This is a genomic window from Diaphorobacter sp. ED-3, assembly GCF_027625375.1.
Taxonomy (GTDB): Bacteria; Pseudomonadota; Gammaproteobacteria; order Burkholderiales; family Burkholderiaceae_C; genus Diaphorobacter; species Diaphorobacter nitroreducens.
The window spans coordinates 2,457,770-2,484,092 of record NZ_CP115182.1; the positions used below are offsets into that span (position 1 = coordinate 2,457,770).

Sequence of the window (26,323 nt, forward strand, 5' to 3'; positions counted from 1 at the left end):
CAGCCCCATTGATACTGTGATTTCATCCAGCAATGGTATCCGATTGGCTCTCCCCGGTGTTCTTGCTCACGACATCCCCATACGTCACTGGCGGCGTAACCACCGCTTGCTGCAGCAAGCGGTAAAACAGCATCCCGCGTGAGCTGGATGTGCGCCGGTTGAAACGGAACACGAATTCATCGAGATAGGCGTCCAGGTGGTCTGGCTGTACAGAGCCATGATGTGTTCCCAGCACCCAGCGCTGTACCAGTGAGGCGACCCGGTGCACTCCCGCCATGGAGACATGGGCAGGTACGCCTGAGCCGAGCATGACGGTGCGCTGGTGGGTGTAACCCAGTTCTCCCAGAGCGCGGTATGCCGCCGAACCATCCGTGCGTACCTGGGCTCCAGGCTCGACCACCTCCTGCACAAAGGGGATTACGTGGGTGGCGGCGTCTCGGTCAATGCGGCGTAACCGGATGCGCCCAAACCCCTTGGGCTCCACGATCTCCACCGCCATGACCATCAACACTTTGGTGGTGCTGCTCTTGCGCCCTGCAGGGGTGGCGGGATTCTTGCGATCCGTGATGGACAGGTACGTTTCATCCACCTCCACAAGCCCCTTGAGCTTGTCCCGGCCCGGGCGGACCATGGCACGTCGAAACCGGTGCAGCATGGTCCAGGCGGTCTGGTAGCTCCCCAAACCCAATACGCGCTGCAGCCCCAGGGCGCTCACGCCTTGTTTCTGATTGGTCAGGTACCAAGCTGCAGCCAGCCAGACACGCAGCGGTGTGCGCGTCTTGTCAAAGATGGTTCCAGATGTCACTGTGCCTTGGTACTGGCATGAGCGGCACATCAGGCGGGTGCGGCTGGCGCGGTACACATCGCCAGCGTTGCCGCAACGCGGGCAGACGAAGCCTTGGGGCCACCGAAGCTTCTCCAGGAACGCCTGGCAAGCCTCTTCGGTGGCAAACCAGTCAAGAAATTCGTTCCAGGTGCGGGGGTAGTCCCCTCCAGGAGTTGGCGTTAGCATCTGGGTTTCCATCCAGCTATTCTCACGTCACTGGAGCTAAATAGATACCCCTTTCAAATATACAGTAATCATCGGCGATTGGCGGCTCCAACCCGGCCGGCGTCAGGGCCTAGCGTCTGATCCGGGCGGTGCGTCAGGGAGCGAATCTCAGCGCTGCGCCAAGCGCACCGCGCAGGCATCGCGCCACTGCACGACCGCACGGTCGCCCGCCTCCGTGCTGTGCTCCAGCGTGAGCCAGCGGCTGTGGGTGGCGTCCACGATGCCCTGCAGCTGCCACAGGGCTTCCCGCCCCAGCAGGGCCAGTTCGGCCAGGCCTTGTTCATCGCCCTGCAGGTACTGCAGGGCCTCGGCCTGCTGCTGGGGATGGGAGCCGGCCTCGAACAGGGTTTTTTGCAGCGCGGAAAGCCGCTGCGCCACGAAGGCGCAGGCCTCCGATTCCGCAGCCTCTGGCGACAGCCCGGCGCGGCGGGTGTCCCAGTCGCCGAAGGCCGTGGACAGCTGCTCAATGAGCCGCTCCACATCTGCCGGCGTGACCTGCACATCGGTCTGCACGGCGCGGATCTGCAGCACGGGCAGCAGACAGGCGATGAGCGCTGCGGGGAACTTGCGGTGGTTCAGGCGCAGCGTGAGCGACAGGCGCTGGGCCGCGGCCTCGTTGGCGTATTTCTCGAAGAAGGCGGCCACCACCTCGGCCACCATCAGGATCTGCCCCATGAGCGAGATCTGGTCCCCCTGCAGGCCGCGCGGATAACCGCTGCCATCCATGCATTCATGGTGTTCCAGCACGGCCCGCTCCACCACGCGCGGGAACATGTTCTGCCCCCGGATGATCAACATGGCCGTGATGGGGTGCGCCATGAGCTGCTGGCGCCCGACGGCCGTCATCTTGTTGGCCGGGTCGTGCCAGACGGGGTCCATGTGCAGCACGCCGATGTCGTGCAGCAGCGCCGCCGTCGCCAGAGGCACGCATTCGCGGTCGCTCCAGCCGCTCTTGATGCCCAGGTACACGGCCGCCAGCATCATGCGCACGCTGTGCTCGAACAGCACCGGATGCTGCTCGCGCATGACGGTGAGCTTGAAGGCCAGGGACGGCGGCAGCAGCATGGCGCGCACGGGCGCGAGCAGCTTCTCGGCGGTCATGCCCTCCAGCGTGTGCACCAGCAGATAGGCCAGCGTGTCGTGCTCGCACTGCGACGCGGCCAATTGCACGATGGACTGCACGTTGACCATGTCGTCCATGGCCAGATGCTCGTCGATGCTGCCGCGCAGCTTGTGCTTGACCAAGCGGTCGTAGAGCCGGCTGTCCACGCGCGCGCCCTTGTCCACCAGCTTGATGCCCCGATCGTTGTAGAGCGCTTCCTGCGTGACCACGGTGCGGCGATCGGCCATGTCGGTGATGGCACGCAGGTAATGGCTGTCTCCGTCGGCAAAAGCTGCGGGGCTGAGGTCGGGTGCGTTCATGCGCAGACGAAATGTTAAAAAATGTCACGCGCACTATACGGCGCTTTGCCTTGCGCAAAAAGACAAAAAAGCCGGGTGATCCCACCCGGCCCGTAGTTTTGGCCCCGCGCCCCCGCCGTGCATGCGCATGCGGCCTGGCGGGTGCCTGCCCTCAGCGCAGCAGCGGCACGCCGGTCTTGGACTGGATGTCCTCGAAGCTCACGCCCGGCGCCAGTTCCACCAGCTTCAGGCCTTCGGGGGTGACGTCCATCACGCCCAGGTCGGTGATGATGCGGTCCACCACGCCCACGCCCGTCAGCGGCAGCGTGCAGGCCGGCAGGATCTTCAGGTCGGTGGTGCCGTCCTTCTTGCGCGCCACATGCTCCATGAGCACGATCACGCGCTTGACACCGGCCACCAGGTCCATGGCGCCGCCCATGCCCTTGACCATCTTGCCGGGGATCATCCAGTTGGCCAGGTCGCCCTTTTCGCTGACCTGCATGGCGCCCAGGATGGACAGGTTGATCTTGCCGCCGCGGATCATCGCGAACGACTGGTCCGAACTGAAGATGGACGAACCGGGGATGGTGGTGACGGTCTGCTTGCCGGCGTTGATGAGGTCGGCATCCACCTTGTCCTCGGTGGGAAAGGCACCGATGCCCAGCATGCCGTTCTCCGACTGCAGCCACACCTCTTTGTCGCCGGTGAAATTGGCCACCAGCGTGGGAATGCCTATCCCTAAGTTGACGTAGAAGCCGTCTTCGAGTTCTTGCGCGGCGCGGGCCGCCATCTGGTCTTGGGTCCACGGCATGGTTCAGGCTCCTGCTTTCTCGGTGATGGTGCGCTTCTCGATGCGCTTCTCGGGGTTCGGGTTGTGCACGATGCGGTGCACGTAGATGCCGGGCAGGTGGATCTGGTCGGGGTCCAGCGCGCCGGTCTCCACCACCTCCTCCACCTCGACGATGCACAGCTTGCCGGCCATGGCGGCGGCCGGGTTGAAGTTGCGCGCCGTCAGGCGGAACTGCAGATTGCCCGACTTGTCGGCCCGTTGCGCCTTGACCAGCGAGACCTGCGGCACCAGCGAGCGCTCCATCACGTAGGTCTCGCCGTCGAACTCGCGCAGCTCCTTGCCCTCGGCCACGATGGTGCCCACGCCGGTTTTGGTGAAGAAGGCCGGGATGCCCGCGCCGCCGGCGCGCAGCTTCTCGGCCAGCGTGCCCTGCGGGGTGAACTCCAGCTCCAGCTCGCCCGCGAGGTACTGGCGCTCGAATTCCTTGTTCTCGCCCACGTAGGAGCTGATCATCTTCTTGATCTGGCGCGTCTCCAGCAGCTTGCCCAGGCCGAAGCCGTCAACGCCCGCGTTGTTGGAAATCACCGTGAGGTCCTTCACGCCGCTGGCCTGCAGCGCATCGATCAAGGCCTCTGGAATGCCGCACAGGCCGAAACCGCCAACGGCCATCAGCTGGCCATCGGCCACGACGCCCTTGAGCGCTTCGGCCGCCGAGGGGTAAAGCTTGTTCACTACAGTCTCCTGGTTTGCTGGGTGGATACGCTACGATACTACGTAGTTTTCTAAGTAGTTTTCCCTAAAGACTTGCACCACTATGAATGTTGCCGACTACCGCTTGGCCTTCGAGATGGCACCCGTGGGCCTGGTGATTTCGCGCAACCGCACCATGGTGGATTGCAACCGCCATGTGTGCGAGATGTTCGGCGCCTCGCGCGAACTGCTCATCGGCCAGTCGTTCCAGATCCTCTACCCCAGCCCGGACGAATATGAGCGGCTGGGCGCACGCATGGCGCCTATCCTGAACGCACGCGGCCACTATGCCGACAACCGCATCATGAAGCGCGCCAACGGCGAAACCTTCTGGTGCCACGTGTCCGGTCGCGCGCTGGATCGCAACGATCCGCACGCCTCGGGCATCTGGAGCTTCGAGGACCTGAGCGCGCAGCGCCCCGTGCGCGCCGAGCTGACGGCGCGCGAACGCGAGGTGGCCGCGCGGCTGCTGGACGGCATGACCTCCAAGGAGATCGGCCGCGCGCTGGACATCAGCCACCGCACGGTGGAGATCTACCGCGCGCGGCTCATGCGCAAGTACGGCGCGTCCACGGCCGCGGACCTGGTGCAGAAGCTGCTGGCGGGATAAGTCATCAAAAAAGTGAGCTGTTGGCGCTTGCTAATCAAGCAGTTCAAGGCGTTTATTGCCTGAAATCCAATCGCAGCAAGCGCTGCCAGCTATGGTTTTTGAAGCCGCCGTCGCGCCGGTCAGTGCAGTTTGAGCCGCCCCGACACGCGTTGCTGCAGCAGCCGCGCCAGCGCCAGCACCGCCGTCTTGCCCAGGCCCAGGATGGCGCGGTGGTGCATCAGGTGCAGCGACATGTACATCCACTTGGCGATCAGCCCTTCCACGAAGAAGTTGCGCCCCGCCAGGCCGCCCATCAGGTTGCCCACGCCCTTGTTCTCGCCCAGCGACACGAGTGAGCCGAAGTCGCGGTAGACGAAGGGCTGCGTCACCTCGCGCTCGCGCAGCAGCGCCAGCAGCACGCGCGCCAGGTAGTCGGCCTGCTGGTGCGCGGCCTGCGCGCGTGCCGGCACCATGCGCCCGCCCTCCCACACGCAGGCCGCGCAGTCGCCCAGGGCCAGCACGTCAGGGGCCGAGGTGCGCAGCCGCTCGTCCACCACGAACTGGTTGAGCCGGTTCACTTCCAGGCCCAGCGCGGCGTTGGCGTCCGCGGCCTTGATGCCCGCGGCCCAGACCATCATCTCGGCCGCGATCTCTCCGGCCGAGGTGACCAGCACGCCCGGGCGCAGCTCCAGCACACGTGTGCCCGTCATCACCCGCACCTGCTTGCGGCGCAGGGCCACGGCGGCCTGGGCAGAGATGCGCTCGGGCAGGCCGCCCAGAATGCGGTCGCCCGCCTCCACCAGCGTCACGTCCAGCCGAAAACGCTGGCTGCTGCCCAGGCTCTCCAGCAGTTCGGCATGGGCTTCCAGCAGCTCGGCAGACAGCTCCACCCCCGTGGCGCCCGCGCCCACGATGGCGATGGACAGGGCGCGCTTGTCCGTGAACGATGCCCGCGCGCAGGCGCTCAGCCAGTCGGCATGAAAGCGCTGCGCATCGCGCACGTTTTCCAGCAGATAGGCGTGTTCGATGCCCGGCGTGCCAAAGGCGTTGGAGCCGCTGCCCAGCGCCAGCACCAAACGCGTGAAGCTCAGCGTGCGCGCGGGCACCACCTCCTCGCCATGTGCATTGCGCTGAGGGGCCAGGGCGACGGTCTTGCGCGCGGCGTCCAGCCCGGCCAGTTCGCCCATGGTGAAGCTGAAATGGTTGCGCCGCGCGAGCACGGGGTACGACAGACCCTCCTGATGAGCGTCCAGCGTCCCGGCCGCGACTTCGTGCAGCGTGGGCTTCCAGATGTGGAACGCAAAGCGGTCCACCAGCAGCACCCGCTCACGCCCTTGGCGCGGCCCCAGCGCGCGGCCCAGGCGCGCAGCCAGTTCCAGGCCGCCGGCCCCACCCCCCACGATCACGATGTCGTAATGCATGTCAAACCTTCTTCCAGGTTACCGCTCTACAGTGTAGGCAAGCCTGCGTCTATTGCCGCGTTGCGGAAATTCAATGGGTTTGGGCTTGCCGTTTAAATAGATAGAAACAATAATTCTACAAAACAAATAGTTCACATCTATTTAATCCGCAGCAGTCCAGAAAGGAGCTCTCCCATGACCCATCGCCTCACTACCGCCGCCGGCGCACCCGTGGCCAATAACCAGGATTCGCTGACCGCGGGCCCGCGCGGCCCCATGCTCCTGCAAGACCTGTGGCACCTGGAAAAGCTCGCCCACTTCCACCGCGAGGTGATCCCCGAGCGGCGCATGCACGCCAAGGGCTCGGGCGCCTTCGGCACTTTCACGGTGACCGGCGACATCACCCGCTACACCCGCGCCAAGGTGTTCTCGGCGATCGGCAAGCAGACCGAGTTGTTCGCGCGCTTTTCCACCGTGGCCGGCGAGCGCGGCGCAGCCGACGCCGAGCGTGACATCCGCGGCTTCGCCGTGAAGATGTACACCGAGGAAGGCAACTGGGATCTGGTGGGCAACAACACGCCGGTCTTCTTCTTCCGCGACCCTCTCAAGTTCCCCGACCTGAACAAGGCCGTCAAGCGCGACCCTTACACCAACATGCGCAGCGCCGAGAGCAACTGGGACTTCTGGACCGGCCTGCCCGAGGCGCTGCACCAGATCACCATCGTGATGAGCGACCGCGGCATTCCGCGCGGCTACCGCCACATGCACGGCTTCGGCTCGCACACCTACAGCCTCATCAACCACGCGGGCGAGCGCCATTACGTGAAGTTCCACTGGGTCTGCCAACAGGGCATCGAGAACCTGTCCGACCAGGAGGCCGCCGCCGTGGTCGCCCATGACCGCGAAAGCAGCCAGCGCGACCTGCTGCAAGCCATCGACCGTGGCGACTTCCCGAAGTGGAAGCTGTGCGTGCAGATCATGACCGAGGAAGAGGCGCAGACCTACCGCTTCCACCCCTTCGACCTGACCAAGGTGTGGAGCAAGAAGGACTTCCCGCTGATCGAGGTCGGCGTGATGGAGCTCAACCGTAACCCCGACAACTACTACGCCGACGTGGAGCAGGCCTCGTTCGCGCCCAGCAACCTGGTGCCCGGCATCGGCCCTTCGCCCGACCGCATGCTGCAGTCGCGCCTGTTCTCGTATGCCGACGCCGCGCGCTACCGCCTGGGTGTGAACCACCACCAGATCCCGGTGAACGCCGCGCGCTGCCCGGTCAACATTTACCACCGCGACGGTGCCATGCGCGTGGACGGCAACGCCGGCCGCACCATTGCGTACGAACCCAACACCAAGGGTGCGTGGCAGGAGCAGCCCGAGTTCGCCGAACCGGTAGAAAAGCTCTACGGCGACGCCAGCCGCTGGAACTACCGCGAGGACGACGATGACTACTTCACCCAGCCCGGCGACCTGTTCCGCCTGATGACGCCGGAGAAGCAGCGCCTGCTGTGCGAGAACACCGCGCGCAACATCAACGGCGTGTCGCAGCACATCATTGACCGCCACATCGCGCACTGCACCCAGGCCGACCCGGCCTACGGCGCCGGCGTGAAGGCTGCCCTGGAAGCCGTGCGCGCCGGCACGCTGTAATAAGCACCGCCGCCGCCCTGCCCAGGCCCGCACCCGGGCCAAGCATCAAGATACCGCCCAGCCCTTACCTGACAAGCGCTGGGCGCTTCTGTTTTTGACAACCCCGATGCCCTCCTGCACCCACCTGCCCCGCCGGCCCGTATGCCCCCGCTGCCAGCGCCCCGCCGCAGCCTGCATCTGCGCCGCCGTGCGGCCCGTGGCGCACCAAGTGCAAGTACTGATCCTCATGCACCCGCTGGAGCAGCACCAAGCCAAGGGCACGGCACGGCTGCTGCACCTGTGCCTGACGGGCAGCCGCATCGTGGTGGGCGAAACGTTCGGCGACGCTGCCTTGGCGCAGGAAATCAACGCCCCCTGGGTTGATGGCGACCGGCAGGCACCGCGCCGCGCAGTGCTGTTGTACCCGCCCACGCCGCCCGACCCGCAGCACCCCATGCTGCCCGCACCGCCGCTGTCGACCGACTGGCTGGCAGCGCCCGAACGGCTGCGCCTGGTGGTGCTGGACGGTACCTGGCGCAAGAGCCGCAGGATGCTGTGGGCCAACCCTGCGTTGCAGGCCCTGCCGCGCCTGGCCCTGCAGCAGGTACCGCCCACGCGTTACGCCGTGCGCAAGGCGCACGCGCCCCACCAGCTCAGCACGCTGGAGGCCGCGCAGTGCGCACTGCAGCAACTGGAACCCGCCAACCCGCACATCGCCGCACTGGGTCAGGCCATGGACGCATTGATGGCGCTGCTGTGCTCGCGCGAAGGTGCAGCACGCTCGGCTATGCTCGGACCAGACCTTTCATAAAAAATCGGAGACACCCATGGCCGAGCGCTATCCCTTCCCCGACCTGAACACATTGCCCGAGGACATCCGCGCCCGCATCCTGGAGGTGCAGGAAAAGGCCGGGTTCATCCCCAACGTGTTCCTGGCGTTCGCCCGCCGCCCGGCCGAATGGCGCGCGTTCTTCGCCTACCACGATGCGCTGATGCTGAAGGAAGAAGGCAGCCTCACCAAGGGCGAGCGCGAGATGATCGTCACCACCACCAGCGCCGCCAACCAGTGCCTGTACTGCGTGGTGGCACACGGGGCCATCCTGCGCATCTACGAGAAGAAGCCGCTGGTGGCCGACCAGGTAGCGGTGAACCACCGCAAGGCCGACATTCCGCCGCGCCAGAAGGCCATGCTCGACTTCGCCATGAAGGTCTGCCAGCGCGCGCACGAGATCGAGGACGCCGACTTCGAGGCGCTGTACCCCCACGGCTTTGACGATGAGGACATCTGGGACATCGCCGCCATCACCGCGTTCTTCGGCCTGTCCAACCGCATGGCCAGCTTTGCCGGCATGCAGCCCAATCCCGAGTTCTACCTGATGGGCCGCCTGCCGCGCGAGAAGAAGGCCTGAGCGCCAAGACGCTCTTAAAACAATAGCTGCTCGCGCTTTATAGATAAGCGCTGGCTGCTGTTTTTATTTGGATGCCAATACGGCGCTCCGGCAGCCGCTGAAGGCATCCAGCGGGCGCTGGTAGGAAGGCGACTGCACGTCCAGCAGGCCCAGCACGGTGTGGTAGAGGTTGTCGTGCGTCAACGGCGCATCGCCGCTGGCGCGCAGGCAGTCGGCCGCCAACCCGTTACGGCGCAGGAAGGAGGTGTCCATCCACGCCACCATGGGCACGTGCTTTTGCATGTCGGGCGCCACGCCGTAGGGCATGCCGTGCAGGAACAACCCGTACTCGCCCAGCGACTCGCCATGGTCGCTCAGGTACAGCAGAGCCGTGTCGTACTTGGCGCTCTGGCCACGCAGCCAGTCGATGGTCTTGCCCAGGAAGGCGTCCGTTGCGGCGATGGAGTTGTCGTAGGCGTTCACCAGTTCGCCGTGGGTGCAGTCGGCCAGCACTTCCGTGCGGCATTCGGGCATGAAGCGCTTGCCTGCATCGGCCGAGCGCTTGTAGTAGGCCGGCCCATGGCTGCCCATCTGGTGCAGCACCAGCAGCACGCCGCGCTCGCGCTGCGCCGCAGGCAAGGCGGCCAGGCGCGCATCCAGGTTGTGCAGCATGGCCTCGTCGCGGCATTCGCCGCCATCGCACAACTGCTTGCGCGCCTCGGCATCCAGGCCTTCGGCGGCCGATGCGTGCGGCACGCGGTCGCACACGCCCTTGCAGCCGGACTGGTTGTCCAGCCACAGCACGCCCATACCCGCGGCCTGCGCCACGTCCAGCAGGTTCTCGTAGTCGTTGTCACGCGACTCGAATGCACTCTTGCCCAGTGGCGAGAACATGCAAGGCAGCGACGCCAGCGTGCTGGTGCCGCACGAGCGCACCTCGCGCCAGCTCATCACGTTGCGTTTGGTCAGTTCCGGCGTGGTGTCGCGGCCATAGCCGTTGATGCCGAAATGGTCCGCGCGCGCCGTCTCGCCCACCACCAGCACGAACAGCGTGGGCCGCGCCCCGGCCGCATGGCTGGCGCCCAGCGCGGCGCCCTGGGTCATCGGCACCAGCGTGCGGCTGCGCGCGAACACCGGCCGCAAGGCCGACACGGAGGTCGAGTAGAGGCTGGCCAAGGGGTTCATCAGGTAGCGCAGGTGCGGGTGGTTGCGCATCAGCGGCGCCAGGTCCCGCGACATGGCCGCCACCGTGCCGGCGGCCAGGCCCAGCGCCAGCACCAGCAGCGCCAGGTTGCGGCCCACCTGGCGCAGCGGCCGCATGGCGGGAATACGCACACGCAGCAACCACCAGGAGGGAAGCGCTGCGACGGCCAGCACCGCAACCAGCATGCGCAGGCTCAGCAATTCGGCCACCTCGCGTGCATCCGTCTGCAGCACGTTGGCGGCCATGCTGGGGTCCATGACCACGCTGTAGGTCAGCATGTAGTACTGCGACAGCGCGGCCACCATGACCACCAGCCACCACAGCAGCTTCATGCCGCGCGTCCAGGCGGTGAATGCCAGGATGGCCACCGTGCCGCACGCCGTCAGCACGGCCAAGGCAGCCGCTGAACGCAGGTACAGGCTGGGCGCGCCGCCAATGCGCGTGATTTGCAGCCACAGCGGCCAGTTGGCCGCCAGTACCAGGTACAGCGACAGGCGCACCACCACCTGCTGCGCCGACAGCGGGGTGGTCATCCAGCCATCCAGCCGGCGCAACGCACCACGCAAGAGGCCTTCGTCGGGGGGGCTGGCAGATGACACAAGCGGCACGGAGGCCGAGGAGGCAGAGGCAATGGAGGCGCGCGAAGACATGCCGCCATCGTGGAACCTGCCACTGAAGCCAAGCTGAAGACGCCGCTCAGGCTTCGTTCAGCTTTGTATCTGCCGCTACTCCCAGGCGCACGTGCAGCTGCGCCAGACTTTCCCACGCAAGGCCCACGGTCCAGCAGGTCCAGGCGGACCACAGAGTGTGGCTCATGAAATGCGCGCCGCGCATCTGCTGCGCCCAGCCCAGTGCCAGCCCGGCCATCAGAGCGCCTGGCAGCCAGAGGCGCGCCACGTTCGGCGCCGCGCGGCGCAGCACGAACCAGCCCGCTACAAAGCCAAACGCGGCCGAGGCATGCCCTGCAGGGAAGCAGTGCCCCGGCCCCAGGTCGCGCACGCCCCACACCCAGTGCGAGACGTACTGCGCCACCCCGCCGAACTCGGCCAGATCCCAGGGACAGCTGGTGGTGTTCAGGCGCTTGAACACCGAAACCGCCAGCATCCCCCCGATGACGGACAGCACCAGTTGCGCGCGCTGCGCCGGCGCCATGACGCGCAGGAATCCCCAGGGCCGCCACACCCCCACCGCCAGTGCGGCCAGCAGCGCACCGCTGGCATAGCGCGGACCCTCATGCGTCAGCAGGCCAAAGGTGTGGTGGTCACGCCAGGCAAAGCCCTGCGCCCCGCCAAACAGGCGGGCCAATGGCAAGTCCAGGCCCGAAGCGTCCCACAAGACGAGCAACAGGAAAAGCAACAACGTCACCGCATACAGGCGGCGCAAATTCCAGAAGGGCATGGCAAGGGAGGGCGGCACAACACCGCCATGGGCAGAAAACGGCACCCCGCCAGGCTACGCCCGCGGCCTGAATGCACCATGAATACCAGACCGCCCGCAGCGCCCTACACTTTCGGCCTCACCCACCTTAGAGAAATCTGCATGCGCGTGCTGCTGGTAGAAGACGACGAAGCCCTGTCCGAGGCCGTGTGCGGCTATCTGCGCGCCAAGGCCTTCGTGGTCGATGCCGTTCCCAGCCTGGCGCAGGCCGGCACCGCCCTGCGCGCGGCCCAGTACGCCGCGGTACTGCTGGACCTGCACCTGGCCGACGGGGATGGCCTGAGCCTGCTGCCGCAGATCCGTGCCCTCAAGGACCGGCCCATCGTCATCGTGCTGACGGCGCGCGACCAGGTCAGCGACCGCATCGCCGGCCTGGACGCGGGAGCGGACGACTACCTCGTCAAGCCCTACGACCCCGGTGAACTGCTGGCCCGCCTGCGCGCGGTGGAACGCCGCCGCAACGCCGCCTATGTACCGGTATTGGCGCTGGGCGACCTGCAGATCGACCTGTCGCGCGAGCAGGTGCGCCGCGCCGGGGTGCCGATCGCGCTCACGCAGAAGGAATGGGCGCTGCTGCGCGTGATGGCAACCCGCCCCGAGCGCATCCACACGCGCGAAAGCCTGCAGGACGCGCTGTATGGCTTTGACGACGAGGCCGACAGCAACACGCTGGAGGTGTTCATCAGCCGGCTGCGGCGCAAGCTGGGGCGCGAACACATCGAGACCTTGCGCGGGTTGGGCTACCGCCTCGTGCACCGTCCTGACGAAGGCGCAACGGCATGAGGGCGCACCTGCGCGGGCCATTGCGCACGCAGACCCTTGCGGGGCGACTGACGCGCAGCCTGATCCTCTGGGTGGGCGGCGTGTGGCTGCTGTGCGTGCTGGGCGTGGTGTGGTACACGGACCGCGAGATCAGTTACAACTTCGACAACGAATTGGTCGAGGTCTCACACCGTTTCTTCGATATTGCCCTGGACCACCTGGACCACCTGGACCACCTGGACGCGGCTGGCCCGCGCGACGCGGCCGAGGGGCCGCTGGTCCTGCCCTCTCCGGGATCGTTTGCCGATGCCGACCTGCTCTACCAGATCGTCGCGCCCGACACGCGCGTGCTGGCGCGGTCGGCCGAGGCCCAGCCCGAGCAGTTCGACGTACCGCTGGCGCCGGGCTTCGCGAACACGCACGGATGGCGTGTCTACACCCTGTCGCACCCCACTCGCCCCCTCTTCATGCAGGTGGCCGACCCGCTGCACGAGCGGCGCGAGGCGGTGAACCGCACCCTGGTCGGCCTGGGCATCGTCATGGTGGCCATGCTGCCCCTGCTGGCGCTGCTGCTGCGGCGCATCGCGCGGCGTGAATTGCAGGTGCTGGACGCTCTCACGCACGAGATCAGCCTGCGCGACGGGCAGCAGCTCACCCCGATCGCCCTGCCCGGCCTGCCGCGCGAACTGCGCAGCGTGGAAGACCATGTGAACCGGTTGCTGGACCGCCTGTCCCGCGCGTTGGACGTGGAGCGCGCCCTGGCCGCCAACGCCGCGCACGAACTGCGCACGCCGCTCACCGCGGCCCGCCTGCGGTTACAGACTGCGCTGGAACATGGCCTGCACCATGACGATGTGCAGGCCGCCATCGCCGCGCTGCAAACGCTGAGCCGCCGCACCGAGAAGCTGCTGCAGCTGTCGCGCGCCGAGTCCAGTGCTCCCTATACCCGGGAGCCCGTGGACCTGGCCCAACTGGCCACCACGGTGGCGCAGGAGTTTTGGCAGGATGATCGCGCCGCCGACCGGCTGGACCTGGTGACCGCCTACGAAGGGCCTGCGCCCGTGGCGCGGGGCGACTTCGACGCCCTGGCCATTGCCCTGCGCAACCTGCTGGAGAACGCACTGAGCTATGCCGGTGACAGCGCGGTGGAACTCATCGTGGGCCCCGGCTGCGCCATCGCCGTGCGCGACCACGGCCCGGGTGTGAGCAGCGACCGCCTGCAGACCCTGCAGCAGCGCCATGTGCGCCAGAGCGCGGACCGCACGGGGTATGGGCTGGGTCTGTCCATCGTCGCGACCATTGCGGCCAAGCACGATGCCCAGCTACAACTCACGTCACCCCTGGCTGGCGAGGCTGGCGGGTTCGAGGCGCGGCTGTTGCTGACGCCCAGGTAAGCCAGCCGTTGCCCATACGCCAGCGCCAGGCCCCGGGGGCCCGGCGGGGTGTGCGGTGGTATCCAGGATCAGGCCTGCGGTGCCGGCAACGCGACTGCCGAGGAATCAACGCGGAAGACCCCTACGGCCTGGGCCACTTGCGCCGCCTGGCCCTGCAGCGATTGCGTCGCAGCGGTGGCCTCTTCGACGAGCGCGGCGTTCTGCTGCGTCGCCTGGTCCATGTGCGCCACCGCGATATTCACCTGCTCGATGCCCGAGCTCTGTTCACGGCTTGCCGCGCTGATTTCGCCCACCAGCGCGCTCACCTGGTCAACGCTGCGAATGATGTCCTGGATGGATGTGCCGGCCTTCGCCACGAGTTGGTTACCCGCCTCGACGGTATCGACCGAACGTCCGATCAAGTCCTTGATCTCCTTCGCCGCTTCGGACGAGCGGCCGGCCAATGAGCGCACCTCGGAGGCCACCACGGCAAACCCCCGCCCCTGCTCGCCGGCCCGTGCCGCTTCGACCGCCGCGTTGAGCGCAAGGATGTTGGTCTGGAAGGCAATGGAGTCGATCACGCCAATGATGTCCACGATCTTGCGCGACGAAGCGTCGATGGCGCGCATGGTCTGCATCACATCGTCCATCACCTGGCCGCCCTGCTGGGCCTGCTCTGCCGCCGTGCGCGCCAGTTGGTTGGCTTGATGGGCGTTGTCGGCGTTCTGACGCACCGTCGACGTCAGCTCTTCCAGGGAAGCTGCCGTTTCCTCCAGCGAACTGGCTTGCTGTTCCGTGCGCCGGGACAGGTCCAGGTTGCCTGCGGCAATCTCTGCCGACGCGCCCGCGATACTGTCGGCGCCCTGGCGCACTTCGCCCACGATGGTACGCAAACGGTCGGTCATGGCTTGCAGCGCTTGCAACAGCTGGGCACCTTCGTCCCGGCCGCTGGAGTGCACGGCATGCGTGAGGTCTCCTGCGGCGACCACCTGCGTTGCTTGAACAGCGCGGGCCAACGGCGCAGTGATGCTGTGGGTAAGGATCCAGGCCACACCGATGCCCGCCACCAGGACCACCAGCCCGATGCCGCCCATCAGCCAGGAGCTTGCGGTAGCGCTGCTGTCGATGTCTTGCCCGGTGCGATCGATACTGGCCCGCTGGAAGTCGCGCAGCGCCGCCAGGCTTTCCAGATAGCCACGGGAGGCAGGAACGAACTGGCGCTCGAACAAGGTGGTCACCTGCTCTGCCTGCCCGCCCTTCTTGGCGGCGATGATGGCGTCACGGGCCTGGATGTATGCCTGACGGTGTCCGCTGAGAGTGTCAAAGAGGGCTTGCTCTTCGCTGCCGGAAATGAGCTTGACGAACTGGGCCTGCCGTTCGTTGGTTTCCTTGCTCGACGCGGCGTTCTCTGCGGCGAACAACTCCGTCAGCGAGTCGTCGCTGCTGCGCGCGACAGCAGTGGCACGTTGGATGCTGGCGCGAATCACTCCGTACCAGTCGGTCACCAGCCGTTCCTTCTGGAGCGGCACAGAAAGGATTTGCCGCGTGCTCCCGGCCACTCCCTGCAACTGCCACACCCCCACTGTGAGCATGAGCATCGCAAACAGGATGAGCAGGCCAAACCCAGCCGTCAGGCGGGTGCCGATACGAAAGTTTTCCATATATCCCTCGGAACGTGAACGGCTGACTTACCGTCCGTGAAGCAAGCACGAGAAGGAAAGGAAAAACCGCCAAATGTAAATAAGTGTGACTTCATTCGGAAATGGCTCGGAACAAGCATCTCCCGCAGAATGCCCCTGCTCGAGCTAAGAGTTTACCCTCATATCCCATCCAACTTCCGCCAGGTTTCCACACCACAGCGCTGGCCGTCGCGGTGCCAGACTCGGGTTTTGCCGTGGCCTTCACTTTCACATAACGAAAGCGCTGCCAAATTACGGAATGCGGGATTCGAAAAAGTGGGCATTGCTTGCCGTTTTTCAGTTCGCTCCCCCTTAAAGCGAAGGTACGCGAACGCCCCGTTTGCGCTTGTGCACTGCACAAAATGAAGTGTCTGGACGGCATCGCGAGAAGTGAACGACCGTGCGATTCCTGTGCGACGGCCTGAATACAATCGGTCACCACACAGGGCCATCGCTCCCCAGGCCGGCACCCTGCCTTTTTCCACTATCGAAGCAGAAGAGACACCCATGACGAACGACGAAATTCTGAGCACCTACGGTCCCCGGGAAGCCATGGAATATGACGTGGTGATCGTCGGCGGCGGCCCCGGCGGGCTTGCCACCGCCATCCGCCTGAAGCAACTGGCGGCCGAGAAGGGCCAGGACGTTTCTGTCGTCGTGCTCGAAAAAGGCTCCGAGCCGGGCGCGCACATCCTGTCCGGCGCCATCATGGACCCGAAGGCATTGACCGAACTGATCCCCGACTGGAAGGCCAAGGGCGCGCCGCTGAACCAGCCCGTGACCGACGACGCCATGGTGTTCCTGGGCGAGAAGTCCTCCCTGCGCACGCCCAATTTCCTGCTGCCTCAGTGCTTTCAGAACCACGGCAATTACATCGTCAGCCTGGGCAACGTGGTGCGCTGGCTGGCCGAACAGGCGGAAGGACTGGGCGTGGAGATTTTCCCCGGCTTTGCCGCCGCTGAAGTGCTCTACAACGAAGACGGCTCCGTCAAGGGCGTGGCCACCGGCAACATGGGGGTGGGCAAGGACGGCAAGCCCACGAGCGAATTCCAGCTGGGCATGGAATTGCATGCCAAGTACACCATCTTTGCCGAGGGTGCGCGTGGTCACCTGGGCAAGCAGATCATCGCCCGCTACAAGCTGGATGCGGAGAGCGACCCCCAGACCTACGGCATCGGCATCAAGGAGTTGTGGGAGATCGACCCCCAGCGCCACCAGCCCGGCTTCGTGCTGCACACCGCCGGCTGGCCCATGGACAACAGCACCTACGGTGGCGCCTTCCTCTACCACCTGGAGGACAACAAGGTCACGCTGGGCTTCATCACCGGCCTGGACTACAGCAACCCCTACCTGAGCCCGTTCGAGGAATTCCAGCGCTGGAAGACCCACCCCAACATCCGCTGGTACCTGGAGGGCGACGAGGCCAAGGGCATCAAGCCCGCCAAGCGCCTGGGCTACGGCGCACGCGCCATCACGGCCGGCGGCCTGATGAGCCTGCCCAAGTTCGTCTTCCCAGGCGGCGCGCTGGTGGGCTGCGAGGCGGGCTTCCTGAACGTGAGTCGCATCAAGGGCAGCCATGCCGCCATCAAGACCGGCATGCTGGCCGCCGAGGCGGCATATGACGCCATTCAAAGCGGCCGCCAGCACGATGAGCTCTCGGCCTATCCCAAGGCCTTCGAGGGCAGCTGGCTCTACACCGAACTGAACAAGGCACGTAACTTCAAGACCTGGTTCAAGAAGGGCCTGGTCACGGCCACGGTGATGAACGGCATCGAGCAGTTCGTGCTCAAGGGCCACATTCCATGGACGCTGCACCGCGACAAGCCCGACCACGCTTACCTGAAGCCCGCGGCCGAGTGCAAGCCCATCGTGTATCCCAAGCCGGACGGCAAGCTGACCTTCGACCGCCTGTCCAGCGTGTTCATCAGCAACACCAACCACGCCGAGGACCAGCCCGCGCATCTGACGCTCAAGGACGCCAGCGTGCCGGTGAATGTGAACCTGGCCAAGTACGCCGGCCCCGAGGCACGCTACTGCCCGGCCGGCGTGTATGAGTTCGTGCCGGACGAAGCCAAGGGCGGCAGCGCACAACGCCTGCAGATCAACGCCCAGAACTGCGTGCACTGCAAGACCTGCGACATCAAGGACCCGACGCAGAACATCGTCTGGGTCACGCCGGAAGGCGGCGGCGGTCCGAACTATTCGGGCATGTAACCAAGGGGCTGCTGCGCAATGCTATATTTTTAATAGCTGTTAGCGCTGGACCGAAAAGCCGTAGAGGCACTTTTGATCCCAAAGTGCCGCAGCGCCCGTTCCGTCCACGGACGGCAGGCAAACGGTAGACTCCCCACAAGGCCGCGCGTGGTTCCTGCGCCGGCCTGGTACTACAAACACAGGAAAACACCGCACGTTCAATTGGAGAGTGAACCGTTATGAAGAGTTTGTCTTGGGCGCCCCTGGGCGCTATCGCCCTGGCCGCAGCCGCCCTCGCGCCCGTGGCGCATGCGCAGCAAAAGTCCGTTGCCGTGACCGCCATCGTGGAGCACCCCGCCCTGGACTCGATCCGCGACGGCGTGAAGGCCCAGTTGCAGGCCGCCGGCTTTGAAGAGGGCAAGAACCTCAAGTGGCAATACCAGAGCGCCCAGGGCAACACGGGCACCGCCGCGCAGATCGCGCGCAAGTTCGTGGGTGACAAGCCTGACGCCATCGTCGCCATCGCCACGCCCTCTGCCCAGGCCGTAGTGGCTGCCACCAAGACCGTGCCTGTGGTGTTCTCTGCCGTGACGGATCCCGTGGCCGCCAAGCTGGTGAAGAACTGGGAGCCCTCCAAGACCAACGTGACCGGCGTATCCGACATGCTGGCGCTGGACAAGCAGATGGACCTGGTCAAGCAGGTCGTGCCCGGCGCCAAGCGCGTGGGCATGGTCTACAACCCGGGCGAGGCCAACTCCGTCGTCGTGGTCAACGAGCTCAAGCAACTGTTGCCCAAGATGGGCATGACGCTGGTGGAGGCTTCTGCCCCGCGCTCGGTGGACGTGAGCAGCGCCGCGCGCAGCCTGGTGGGCAAGGTGGACGTGATCTACACCAACACGGACAACAACGTCGTCTCGGCCTACGAGTCGCTGGTGAAGGTCGGCCAGGAGGCCAAGGTACCGCTGGTGGCATCCGACACCGACAGCGTCAAGCGCGGCGCCATCGCCGCCCTGGGCATCAACTACCGTGACCTGGGCGAACAGACCGGCCGCATGGTGGTGCGCCTGCTCAAGGGCGAAAAGCCCGGCGACATCAAGCCCGAAGTCAGCACGAAGATGGAACTGTTCGTGAACCCCGGCGCCGCCGAGAAGCAGGGCGTGAAGCTCTCCGACGCGCTGGTGAAATCCGCCACGCAAGTGGTCCAATAAACCTTCGCGCCAAGGCCGGGCCGCCGCGGCAGCCCGGGCCACTGGCACCCCACGCAGGAGCCATGGCGCCATGGCTCCTGCTTTGTTTTCTATCCGCCACTGTCCATGTCACTCTTTTCCCTGCTGGGTGCCGTCGAGATCGGCCTGATCTTCAGCCTGGTCGCGCTGGGCGTCTTCATCTCGTTCCGGCTGCTGCGCTTTCCCGACCTGACGGTGGACGGCAGCTTCCCGCTGGGCGGCGCGGTCTGCGCCATCCTCATTTCCACCGGCCATAACCCCTACGTGGCCACGGTGGCCGCCACCGCGGCAGGGGCTGTTGCCGGTCTGGTCACGGGCTGGCTGAACGTGCGCCTGAAGATCATGGACCTGCTGGCGTCCATTCTGATGATGATCGCGCTGTACTCCATCAACCTGCGCATCATGGGCGGCCCCAACGTACCGCTGATCAACGACGAGACGCTGTTCACCTTGCTCCAGCCGCCGGGCCTGGACGACTATTGGTCGCGCCCGATGATCCTGCTGGTGATCGTGATCGCGGCCAAGCTGTTCATGGACTGGTTCTTCGCCACCGAGCGCGGCCTGGCCATCCGAGCCACCGGCTCCAACGCGCGCATGGCCCGCGCACAAGGCATCAACACCGGCGCCATGGTGCTGCTGGGCATGGCCGTATCCAACGCGCTGGTGGCACTGGCGGGCGCGCTGTTCGCGCAGACGCAGGGCGGCTCGGACATTTCCATGGGCATCGGCACCATCGTCATCGGCCTGGCCGCCGTGATCGTGGGCGAGAGCATCCTGCCCTCGCGCCGCCTGGTGCTGGCCACGCTGGCCGTGATCATCGGCGCCATCGTGTACCGCTTCTTCATCGCGCTGGCGCTCAACAGCGACTTCATCGGCCTGAAGGCGCAGGACCTCAACCTGGTGACTGCCGTGCTGGTCACCATCGCCCTCGTGATTCCGCAGCTCAAGCGCAAGCTGGCCGCACGCGGCCGCTGAAAGGAAGGCTCTCTCCATGCTGAGCGCACAAGACCTCTTCATCACCTTCAACCCCGGCACGCCCATCGAAACGCGCGCGCTGCGCGGCATGTCGCTGGACATCCCGGCGGGTCAGTTCGTCACCGTTATCGGCTCCAACGGGGCAGGCAAATCCACCTTCCTGAATGCCATCTCGGGCGACCTGTCGGTGGACACCGGCCACATCGCCATCGACAACCAAGACGTGACGCGCCAGCCCGTGTGGGAGCGCGCCCGCCGCGTGGCGCGCGTGTTCCAGGACCCCATGGCCGGCACCTGCGAAGACCTCACCATCGAGGAGAACATGGCCCTGGCCCAGCAGCGCGGCACGCGTCGTGGCCTGCGCGGCGCCGTCAAGCAGTCTGAACGCGCCATGTTCCGCGAACGCCTGGCCACGCTGGGCCTGGGCCTGGAGAACCGCCTCACCGACCGCATCGGTTTGCTGTCGGGCGGCCAGCGCCAGGCCGTGAGCCTGCTCATGGCGGCATTGCAGCCCTCGCGCATCCTGCTGCTGGACGAGCACACCGCCGCGCTGGACCCACGCACGGCCGATTTCGTGCTGCAGCTCACGGCCCGCATCGTGGCCGAGAACCAGCTCACCACCATGATGGTCACGCACAGCATGCGCCAGGCGCTGGACGTAGGCCAGCGCACCGTCATGCTGCACCAGGGCCAGGTGGTGCTGGACGTCTCGGGCGACGAACGCGCGCGTATGGACGTGCCCGACCTGCTGCAGATGTTCGAGAAGGTGCGCGGCGAGAAGCTGGCCGACGACGCGCTGCTGCTCGGCTGAGCTCCATCACGCTCAGAAAAAGATAGCTGCTCGCGCCAATTTCATGGACGCGAGCAGTTTTTTTCTTTCATACACCCAAAGGCAGGTCTGCCTTCTTCAGCGTGCGCAGCACGAAGCTCGACTGGCTGTGGCGTATGCCCTTGATCTTGTAGAGCTTCTCGCGCAGCAGGCGCTCATAGTCGCGCGTGTCCTTGACCACCACGCGCAGCAGGTAGTCGTACTCGCCCGACACCAGATGCGCCTCCACCACCTCGGGAATGCTGGCCAGCACCTCGCCGAACTTCTCCAGCGTGTTGTCGGAATGGCTGTCCAGCGTGACCATGACCAGCACCGTGTCGCCCAGCCCTAGCGCCAGCGGGTTCAGGCGCACGGTATAGCCTTCGATCACGCCGGCCTCCTCCATCTTCTTGATGCGGCCCCAGCACGGCGAGGGGCTCAGGCCGACGGCGGCGCCAATCTCTTGCAGGCTGGCGCGTGCATTGCCTTGCAGGACGGAGAGAATTTTTCTGTCTAGGCGATCCATGTGCTGCATTATTCGTGAAACCTAGATACCACAGAAAATTTTTCTTCAATGTAGGTTTTTATAGAGAAATTCAGCAAATTCATCCACAACCCGCGGCGCATACTTCTTTTCCATCAAGGCGCTCTTACCGGGGCGCACGACATTGACGAGACCCCGCCCGGTTACCGCTGGGCGGGGACTTGGCAAGACGGGCCAAGGCGGCCTTCTCAAGTCCCCGCGCAAACCCCTATGACCTGCGTCATGTTGCATTGCCATAATTTTTCGGCAGCACCCGCAGATTCACAGGAGACAACATGCAGCTGACCAAACTTGCGCTGGGCCTGGGCTTGGCACTGGGCATGGCCGCAACGGCCTTGGCACAAACCACAATGCGCATCAGCATCTCGACGGCGCAGAACTCCCACCAGGGCGTCGCCATCGACACGTTTGCCAAGGAGGTCGAAAAGCGCACCGGCGGGCGCTACAAGGTGCAGACCTTCTACAACGGCGCGCTGGGCGGCGAGCGCGAATCCATCGAAGCGGTGCAGTTGGGCACGCAGGAGTTGGCCTTCAGCTCCACCGGTCCCGTGCCCAACTTCGTGCCCGAGACCAAGATCCTGGACGTGCCCTTCCTGTTCCGTGACAAGGCCCACGCCCGCGCCGTGCTCGACGGCCCGATCGGCCAGGACCTGCTGACCAAGTTCGATGCCAAGGGCTTCAAGGCGCTGGCCTGGGCGGAGAATGGCTTTCGCCACATGACCAACAGCAAGCGCGACGTGAAGACGCCCGAGGACTTGAAGGGCCTGAAGATGCGCACCATGGAGAACCCGGTGCACATCGCCGCGTACAAGGGTTTCGGCATCATCACCACGCCCATGGCCTTCCCCGAGGTGTTCACAGCCCTGCAGCAGGGCACGGTGGACGGCCAGGAAAACCCCCTGCCCGTCATCATCTCGGCCAAGTTCGACCAGGTACAAAAACACCTCTCGCTGACGGGTCACGTGTACTCGCCCTGCATCTTCGTGATGAACAAGGCGGTGTTCGACAAGCTCTCACCCGCGGACAAGCAGGCCTTCATCGACGCCGCCAAGGAGGGCACCAAGGCCAACCGCGCTCGCGTGGACGAGGACGACGCCAAGGGCGTGGCCGACCTGCGCGCCAAGGGCATGACGGTGATCGACGATCTGGACAAGTCCAAGTTTGTCGCCGCGCTCGCGCCCGTGAACGCGCAGTTCGAGAAAGAGTTCGGCAAGGCCAACCTCGACAAGATCCGCAACTACAAGTGACGCTCACTTTTCAGTAGCTGCTACCGCCCGTGGATCATGTGCCACGGGCGTTTTTATTCATATTTTCGTGAGTGCGCATGAAAACCTTCTTCCTCTCCTGCGAGCGCTGGAGCACCGCCGTCGCCATGTGGGGCGCCTGCGCCATGCTGGCGCTGGCCTCGGCGCTCGGCATGTTCCAGATCCTGATGCGTTTCGTTTTCGAAGAGCCGGCCGAGTGGACCGAGGTGCTGATCCGCTTCAGCCTGATCTGGATGGTGTTTCTGGCGATTCCCATGGCATTCCGGCAGGGCGCCATGGTCAGCGTCGACGTGCTCTACCGCTGGAGCCCGCGCCCGCTGCGCCGCGTGCTGGACTGGGTGGTGTGCCTGGCAGCGCTGGCGCTCATCGCCGTGATCATCTGGTGGGGGTGGGACTACGCGCGCCGCGGCGGCGTGCAGTCGATGGCAGGGCTGGAGTCGGTTTCGATGTTCTGGGCCTATCTGGCCATGCCCGTGGGTGGGCTGTTCAGCATCCTCGGCATCGTGGGCAATCTGATCGACCCGCAGCGCCATGAACTGGAGACTGCCCAATGAGCGCCGCGCAGAGCCGCCTCAAGCAAGCGAGCGGCCCCCTCGGGGGGCGGCGGGTACATGAAATGACGCGCGTTGGGGCCCTATGACCACGGTCATGATCTCCACCATGGTGCTGTGCTTCGCGCTCACCATCTCCGTGGCCGTCTCCATCGGGCTGGCCTCCATCCTGGGCATCCAGGTGGCGAACGCCAACATGCTGATCTCCGTGAAGGAGATGTTCGCCTCCATCAACAAGTTTCCGCTCGCAGCCATTCCGTTCTTCATCCTGGCGGGCAACCTCATGGAGACCGGCGGCATCTCGCGACGGCTCGTGGAGTTTGCCAAGAGCATCGTGGGCGGCGTGCAGGGCGGCCTGCCCATGACCTGCGTGCTCACCTGCATGATCTTCGCGGCCGTCTCAGGGTCATCGGTGGCGACCACGTTCGCCATCGGCGCCATCCTGATTCCTGCGCTCATCAAGCATGGCTACCCCACCAGCTACGCGGCCGCGCTGCAGGCCACCAGTGCCGAGCTGGGTGTGATCATCCCTCCATCCATCCCCATGATCCTGTACGGTGTGGCGGCCGAGGTGTCGATTGGTGAGCTGTTCATTGCCGGCTTCGGCCCCGGCATCCTCATCAGCGGTGCGCTGATGCTGTTCGTCTGGGTGTATTGCAAGTACAAGGGCTGGGGCAAGCATGACGGCGACGGGCGCATGCCCTTCGGCCGCGCGCTGCTGCAGGCGGGCTGGGCACTGCTGATGCCAGTCATCATCCTGGGCGGCATCTACGGCGGCGTGTTCACGCCCACCGAGGCCTCTGCCGTGGCCGTGTTCTACGCGCTGGTGGTGGGCATGCTGATCTACCGCGAGATCCGCGTCGCGGACCTGTTCGCCATCCTGCGCAAGTCGGCCATCTCGTCGGCGGTGATCATGTTCATCATTGCCAATGCGGGCCTGTTTGCCTTCCTCATCACGCGCGCTGGCGTGCCGGACGCCATCGGCCGCTGGCTGCAGGAGGTGCTGCAGTCGCCCGCGCTGTTCCTGCTGGGCGTGAATGCCGCGCTGTTCGTGATCGGCATGTTCATCGAGACCAGCGCCGCCATCATCGTGCTGGCGCCGATCCTGGCGCCGGTGGCCCAGCACTTCGGCGTGGACCCGGTGCACTTCGGGCTGATCATGGTGGTGAACCTGGCGCTCGGCATGATCACGCCGCCCTTTGGCGTGAACCTGTTCGCGGCATGCACGGTGGCGCGCATCTCCCTGGATCGCATCGTCGCCCACCTGTTGCCGTTCGTGGGCGTGGTCCTGCTGTGCCTCCTGGTCATCACCTACGTGCCATCGCTTTCACTGGCCCTGCGTGATCTCGTGTACGCAAAATAGATAGAATCCGTCCCGTCAGGAGAGAGTCCGCGCCCCCCAGGGCCGGGCCGCCGAAGGCGCAGGCAGCAGCCGAACGCTCAGGCAAAAGGACTGGCGACACGCCCGCAGGGATGCGGGTGTTTCCCTTGCTGGAGAGAGGCCGCAGCAGCATGCGGCCCACCGAAGGAGCAAGCCCCGCGACATGCCATGCAGGCGGGGTGAATCTCTCAGGTAAAGCGGACAGCGGGGCAAATCGGCGATCGAGAGATCGCTCCACCATTTGCCTTCGCCCATTGCCATGTCCGCCATGTCCGACCTGCTCACCACTCCCCTCAACGCCCTGCACATCGAACTGGGCGCCCGCATGGTGCCCTTCGCCGGCTACTCCATGCCCGTGCAATACCCCATGGGCCTGATGGCCGAGCACCACCACACGCGCACGGCGGCCGGCCTGTTTGACGTGTCGCACATGGGGCAGCTCAAGCTGGTCGGCCCTGACGCCGCAGCAGCATTCGAGACGCTGATGCCCGTGGACGTGGTCGACCTGCCCGTGGGCAAGCAGCGCTACGGCCTGCTCCTCAATGACGAGGGCGGCATCATCGACGACCTCATGTTCTTCCGCATGGCTCAGGGCGAACTCTTCGTGATCGTCAACGGCGCCTGCAAGGTGGGCGACATTGCCCACATCCAGGAGCGCATCGGCCAACGCTGCCAGGTGATTCCCATGCCCGACCAGGCCCTGCTCGCGCTGCAGGGCCCACAGGCGGCTGCGGTGCTCGCGCGTCTGGCACCAGGCGTGGACAAACTGGTGTTCATGACCGGCGGGCATTTCGACATCGCCGGGGCGCAGTGCTTCGTGACGCGCAGCGGCTACACCGGAGAGGACGGCTTCGAGATCTCGGTGCCCGCCACGCAGGCCGAGGCCCTGGCGCGCACGCTGCTGGCCCAGCCCGAGGTCAAGCCCATCGGCCTGGGCGCACGCAATTCGCTGCGCCTGGAAGCCGGCTTGTGCCTATATGGCAACGACATCGACACCACCACCACCCCACCCGAAGCCGGCCTGAACTGGGCCATCCAGAAGGTGCGCCGTACAGGCGGCGCGCGCGCTGGCGGTTTTCCCGGTGCCGACAAGATGCTGGCCCAGATCGACAGCCCGGCCACCCTCACGCGCAAGCGCGTGGGCCTGGTGGCGCTGGAGCGCGTGCCCGTGCGTGAGCACACCGAGTTGCAAAACGAGTCGGGCGAGCGCATCGGCGAAGTCACCAGCGGCCTGCTGGCCCCCACTGCCGACAAGCCCATCGCCCTGGCCTACGTAATGCCCGCCCATGCCGCCCCCGGCACCCGTGTGAACGCCATGGTGCGCGGCAAGGCCGTGCCCATGGAAGTGGCTGCCACGCCCTTTGTTCCCACACGCTACTACCGCGGCTGAATTCACCACGGCGAACTGCCACCGCGCCCAGGTCAGCCCGGCTACAGTGCGGGCTGACCACTCTCAAACCTTTTCCTTCCACCTCTTCTTCCCGGAGCCCCTCATGAGCATCCAGTTTTCCAAAGACCATGAATGGATCAACGCAGCCGACCCGGCCGCGGCCGTCGTCGGCATCACCGTCCACGCGCAGGATGCGTTGGGCGATGTGGTGTTCGTGGACCTGCCCGCGGTGGGCACCACCTTTGCCCAGGGCGACGTGGCCGGTGTGGTCGAGTCCGTCAAGGCCGCTGCCGATGTCTACATGCCCGTGTCCGGCGAAATCGTCGAGGTCAACGAGGCCTTGCGCGCCGACCCGTCCCTGGCCAACTCCGACCCGCTGGGCGCCGGCTGGTTCTTCAAGGTCAAGCTCAGCGACGCCGGCCAGCTCGCCGGCCTGATGGACGAAACGGCCTATACCGCCTTCGCCCAGAACGCCTGATGCACCCGCGGCGCCGTGCACACGGCGCCGCCGCACCGCCCCATCGCTCTTGAGACTGGTCC

Annotated in this window: 24 protein-coding genes and 2 riboswitches; of the genes, 15 read left to right on the top strand and 9 right to left on the bottom strand. The window is 65.6% G+C overall.

From position 1 onward, the window contains the following. Positions 1 to 22: 22 nt before the first annotated feature. The 4 genes from PCQ86_RS12045 to PCQ86_RS12060 all read right to left on the bottom strand — a co-directional run bounded on the left by PCQ86_RS12045 (position 23) and on the right by PCQ86_RS12060 (position 3,974). Complete coding sequence (locus tag PCQ86_RS12045; protein ID WP_011805635.1) at positions 23 to 1,024, bottom strand: IS1595-like element ISCsp2 family transposase; 1,002 nt, start codon at positions 1,022 to 1,024, stop codon at positions 23 to 25. A gap of 135 nt (positions 1,025 to 1,159) precedes the next feature. Next, a complete protein-coding gene (locus tag PCQ86_RS12050; protein ID WP_270173839.1) occupies positions 1,160 to 2,473 on the bottom strand; it encodes an HD-GYP domain-containing protein in 1,314 nt (437 codons plus the stop codon). 151 nt (positions 2,474 to 2,624) lie between these two features. Beyond that, the gene (locus PCQ86_RS12055) at positions 2,625 to 3,263 is read right to left on the bottom strand and encodes a 3-oxoacid CoA-transferase subunit B (protein ID WP_011805210.1); all 639 of its coding nucleotides are present in this window, start codon (positions 3,261 to 3,263) and stop codon (positions 2,625 to 2,627) included. A 3-nt stretch (positions 3,264 to 3,266) separates the two neighbouring features. After that, positions 3,267 to 3,974, bottom strand: a complete 708-nt coding sequence (locus PCQ86_RS12060; protein WP_011805209.1) for a CoA transferase subunit A — start codon at positions 3,972 to 3,974, stop codon at positions 3,267 to 3,269. 82 nt (positions 3,975 to 4,056) lie between these two features. Here PCQ86_RS12060 and PCQ86_RS12065 point away from each other — a divergent pair, with 82 nt between their 5' ends. Beyond that, the gene (locus PCQ86_RS12065; RefSeq protein ID WP_088886809.1) at positions 4,057 to 4,602 is read left to right on the top strand and encodes a PAS and helix-turn-helix domain-containing protein; all 546 of its coding nucleotides are present in this window, start codon (positions 4,057 to 4,059) and stop codon (positions 4,600 to 4,602) included. Positions 4,603 to 4,721: 119 nt separating this feature from the next. Here the strand turns inward: PCQ86_RS12065 and PCQ86_RS12070 are convergent, their stop codons facing one another. Next, entirely contained in the window at positions 4,722 to 6,002 is a 1,281-nt protein-coding gene (locus PCQ86_RS12070) for an NAD(P)/FAD-dependent oxidoreductase (protein ID WP_047350640.1), read from the bottom strand. A gap of 174 nt (positions 6,003 to 6,176) precedes the next feature. On the opposite strand from PCQ86_RS12070, the gene PCQ86_RS12075 reads away from it, so the two are divergent. The 3 genes from PCQ86_RS12075 (at position 6,177) to PCQ86_RS12085 (ending at position 9,016) form a co-directional block, all read left to right on the top strand. After that, entirely contained in the window at positions 6,177 to 7,628 is a 1,452-nt protein-coding gene (locus PCQ86_RS12075) for a catalase (protein ID WP_270173840.1), read from the top strand. Positions 7,629 to 7,734: 106 nt separating this feature from the next. Then, entirely contained in the window at positions 7,735 to 8,418 is a 684-nt protein-coding gene (locus PCQ86_RS12080; RefSeq protein ID WP_196995330.1) for a tRNA-uridine aminocarboxypropyltransferase, read from the top strand. A 16-nt stretch (positions 8,419 to 8,434) separates the two neighbouring features. Next, complete coding sequence (locus PCQ86_RS12085; RefSeq protein WP_015913292.1) at positions 8,435 to 9,016, top strand: peroxidase-related enzyme; 582 nt, start codon at positions 8,435 to 8,437, stop codon at positions 9,014 to 9,016. A 63-nt stretch (positions 9,017 to 9,079) separates the two neighbouring features. Here PCQ86_RS12085 and PCQ86_RS12090 read toward each other — a convergent pair whose 3' ends face one another. Next, a complete protein-coding gene (locus PCQ86_RS12090; protein ID WP_270175446.1) occupies positions 9,080 to 10,732 on the bottom strand; it encodes a phosphoethanolamine transferase in 1,653 nt (550 codons plus the stop codon). 163 nt (positions 10,733 to 10,895) lie between these two features. Beyond that, the gene (locus tag PCQ86_RS12095) at positions 10,896 to 11,597 is read right to left on the bottom strand and encodes a phosphatase PAP2 family protein (RefSeq protein ID WP_270173841.1); all 702 of its coding nucleotides are present in this window, start codon (positions 11,595 to 11,597) and stop codon (positions 10,896 to 10,898) included. A gap of 141 nt (positions 11,598 to 11,738) precedes the next feature. On the opposite strand from PCQ86_RS12095, the gene PCQ86_RS12100 reads away from it, so the two are divergent. Both PCQ86_RS12100 and PCQ86_RS12105 read left to right on the top strand, forming a co-directional pair. Then, a complete protein-coding gene (locus tag PCQ86_RS12100) occupies positions 11,739 to 12,419 on the top strand; it encodes a response regulator (protein ID WP_135149063.1) in 681 nt (226 codons plus the stop codon). After that, positions 12,416 to 13,792, top strand: a complete 1,377-nt coding sequence (locus tag PCQ86_RS12105; RefSeq protein ID WP_270173842.1) for a sensor histidine kinase — start codon at positions 12,416 to 12,418, stop codon at positions 13,790 to 13,792. Before PCQ86_RS12100 ends, PCQ86_RS12105 begins: the two co-directional genes overlap by 4 nt. Positions 13,793 to 13,860: 68 nt before the next feature. Here PCQ86_RS12105 and PCQ86_RS12110 read toward each other — a convergent pair whose 3' ends face one another. Next, positions 13,861 to 15,432 (bottom strand): methyl-accepting chemotaxis protein, encoded by a 1,572-nt coding sequence (locus tag PCQ86_RS12110; RefSeq protein ID WP_270173843.1) that lies wholly within the window; start codon positions 15,430 to 15,432, stop codon positions 13,861 to 13,863. 525 nt (positions 15,433 to 15,957) lie between these two features. On the opposite strand from PCQ86_RS12110, the gene PCQ86_RS12115 reads away from it, so the two are divergent. From PCQ86_RS12115 to PCQ86_RS12130, 4 genes are all read left to right on the top strand, one after another. Beyond that, positions 15,958 to 17,664, top strand: coding sequence for an electron transfer flavoprotein-ubiquinone oxidoreductase (locus PCQ86_RS12115; protein WP_270173844.1), 1,707 nt, complete (start codon positions 15,958 to 15,960; stop codon positions 17,662 to 17,664). A gap of 218 nt (positions 17,665 to 17,882) precedes the next feature. After that, the gene (locus tag PCQ86_RS12120; RefSeq protein WP_270173845.1) at positions 17,883 to 18,851 is read left to right on the top strand and encodes an ABC transporter substrate-binding protein; all 969 of its coding nucleotides are present in this window, start codon (positions 17,883 to 17,885) and stop codon (positions 18,849 to 18,851) included. Positions 18,852 to 18,956: 105 nt separating this feature from the next. After that, complete coding sequence (locus tag PCQ86_RS12125; RefSeq protein ID WP_015913285.1) at positions 18,957 to 19,844, top strand: ABC transporter permease; 888 nt, start codon at positions 18,957 to 18,959, stop codon at positions 19,842 to 19,844. Between the two features lie 16 nt (positions 19,845 to 19,860). Then, positions 19,861 to 20,655: an ABC transporter ATP-binding protein gene (locus tag PCQ86_RS12130; RefSeq protein WP_270173846.1), complete on the top strand. Its 795-nt coding sequence runs from the start codon at positions 19,861 to 19,863 to the stop codon at positions 20,653 to 20,655. Between the two features lie 67 nt (positions 20,656 to 20,722). Here the strand turns inward: PCQ86_RS12130 and PCQ86_RS12135 are convergent, their stop codons facing one another. Then, positions 20,723 to 21,178 carry an Lrp/AsnC family transcriptional regulator gene (locus PCQ86_RS12135; protein ID WP_103738988.1) on the bottom strand — a complete coding sequence of 152 codons (456 nt, stop codon included), beginning with the start codon at positions 21,176 to 21,178 and terminating at the stop codon, positions 20,723 to 20,725. A gap of 293 nt (positions 21,179 to 21,471) precedes the next feature. Between PCQ86_RS12135 and PCQ86_RS12140 the strand changes: the two genes are divergently transcribed. The 5 genes from PCQ86_RS12140 (at position 21,472) to gcvH (ending at position 26,261) form a co-directional block, all read left to right on the top strand. Continuing rightward, positions 21,472 to 22,443 (top strand): TRAP transporter substrate-binding protein, encoded by a 972-nt coding sequence (locus tag PCQ86_RS12140; RefSeq protein WP_088886820.1) that lies wholly within the window; start codon positions 21,472 to 21,474, stop codon positions 22,441 to 22,443. A 77-nt stretch (positions 22,444 to 22,520) separates the two neighbouring features. Next, positions 22,521 to 23,015 carry a TRAP transporter small permease gene (locus PCQ86_RS12145; protein ID WP_015913282.1) on the top strand — a complete coding sequence of 165 codons (495 nt, stop codon included), beginning with the start codon at positions 22,521 to 22,523 and terminating at the stop codon, positions 23,013 to 23,015. An 82-nt stretch (positions 23,016 to 23,097) separates the two neighbouring features. Next, positions 23,098 to 24,375, top strand: coding sequence for a TRAP transporter large permease (locus PCQ86_RS12150; RefSeq protein ID WP_011805188.1), 1,278 nt, complete (start codon positions 23,098 to 23,100; stop codon positions 24,373 to 24,375). Positions 24,376 to 24,381: 6 nt separating this feature from the next. Continuing rightward, positions 24,382 to 24,474: riboswitch (glycine riboswitch) on the top strand. A gap of 19 nt (positions 24,475 to 24,493) precedes the next feature. Continuing rightward, a riboswitch (glycine riboswitch) is annotated at positions 24,494 to 24,608 on the top strand. A gap of 44 nt (positions 24,609 to 24,652) precedes the next feature. Then, positions 24,653 to 25,783, top strand: coding sequence for a glycine cleavage system aminomethyltransferase GcvT (gene gcvT / locus PCQ86_RS12155; protein WP_270173847.1), 1,131 nt, complete (start codon positions 24,653 to 24,655; stop codon positions 25,781 to 25,783). Between the two features lie 103 nt (positions 25,784 to 25,886). Then, positions 25,887 to 26,261, top strand: coding sequence for a glycine cleavage system protein GcvH (gcvH, locus tag PCQ86_RS12160; protein WP_011805186.1), 375 nt, complete (start codon positions 25,887 to 25,889; stop codon positions 26,259 to 26,261). The last annotated feature ends 62 nt before the right edge of the window (positions 26,262 to 26,323 follow it).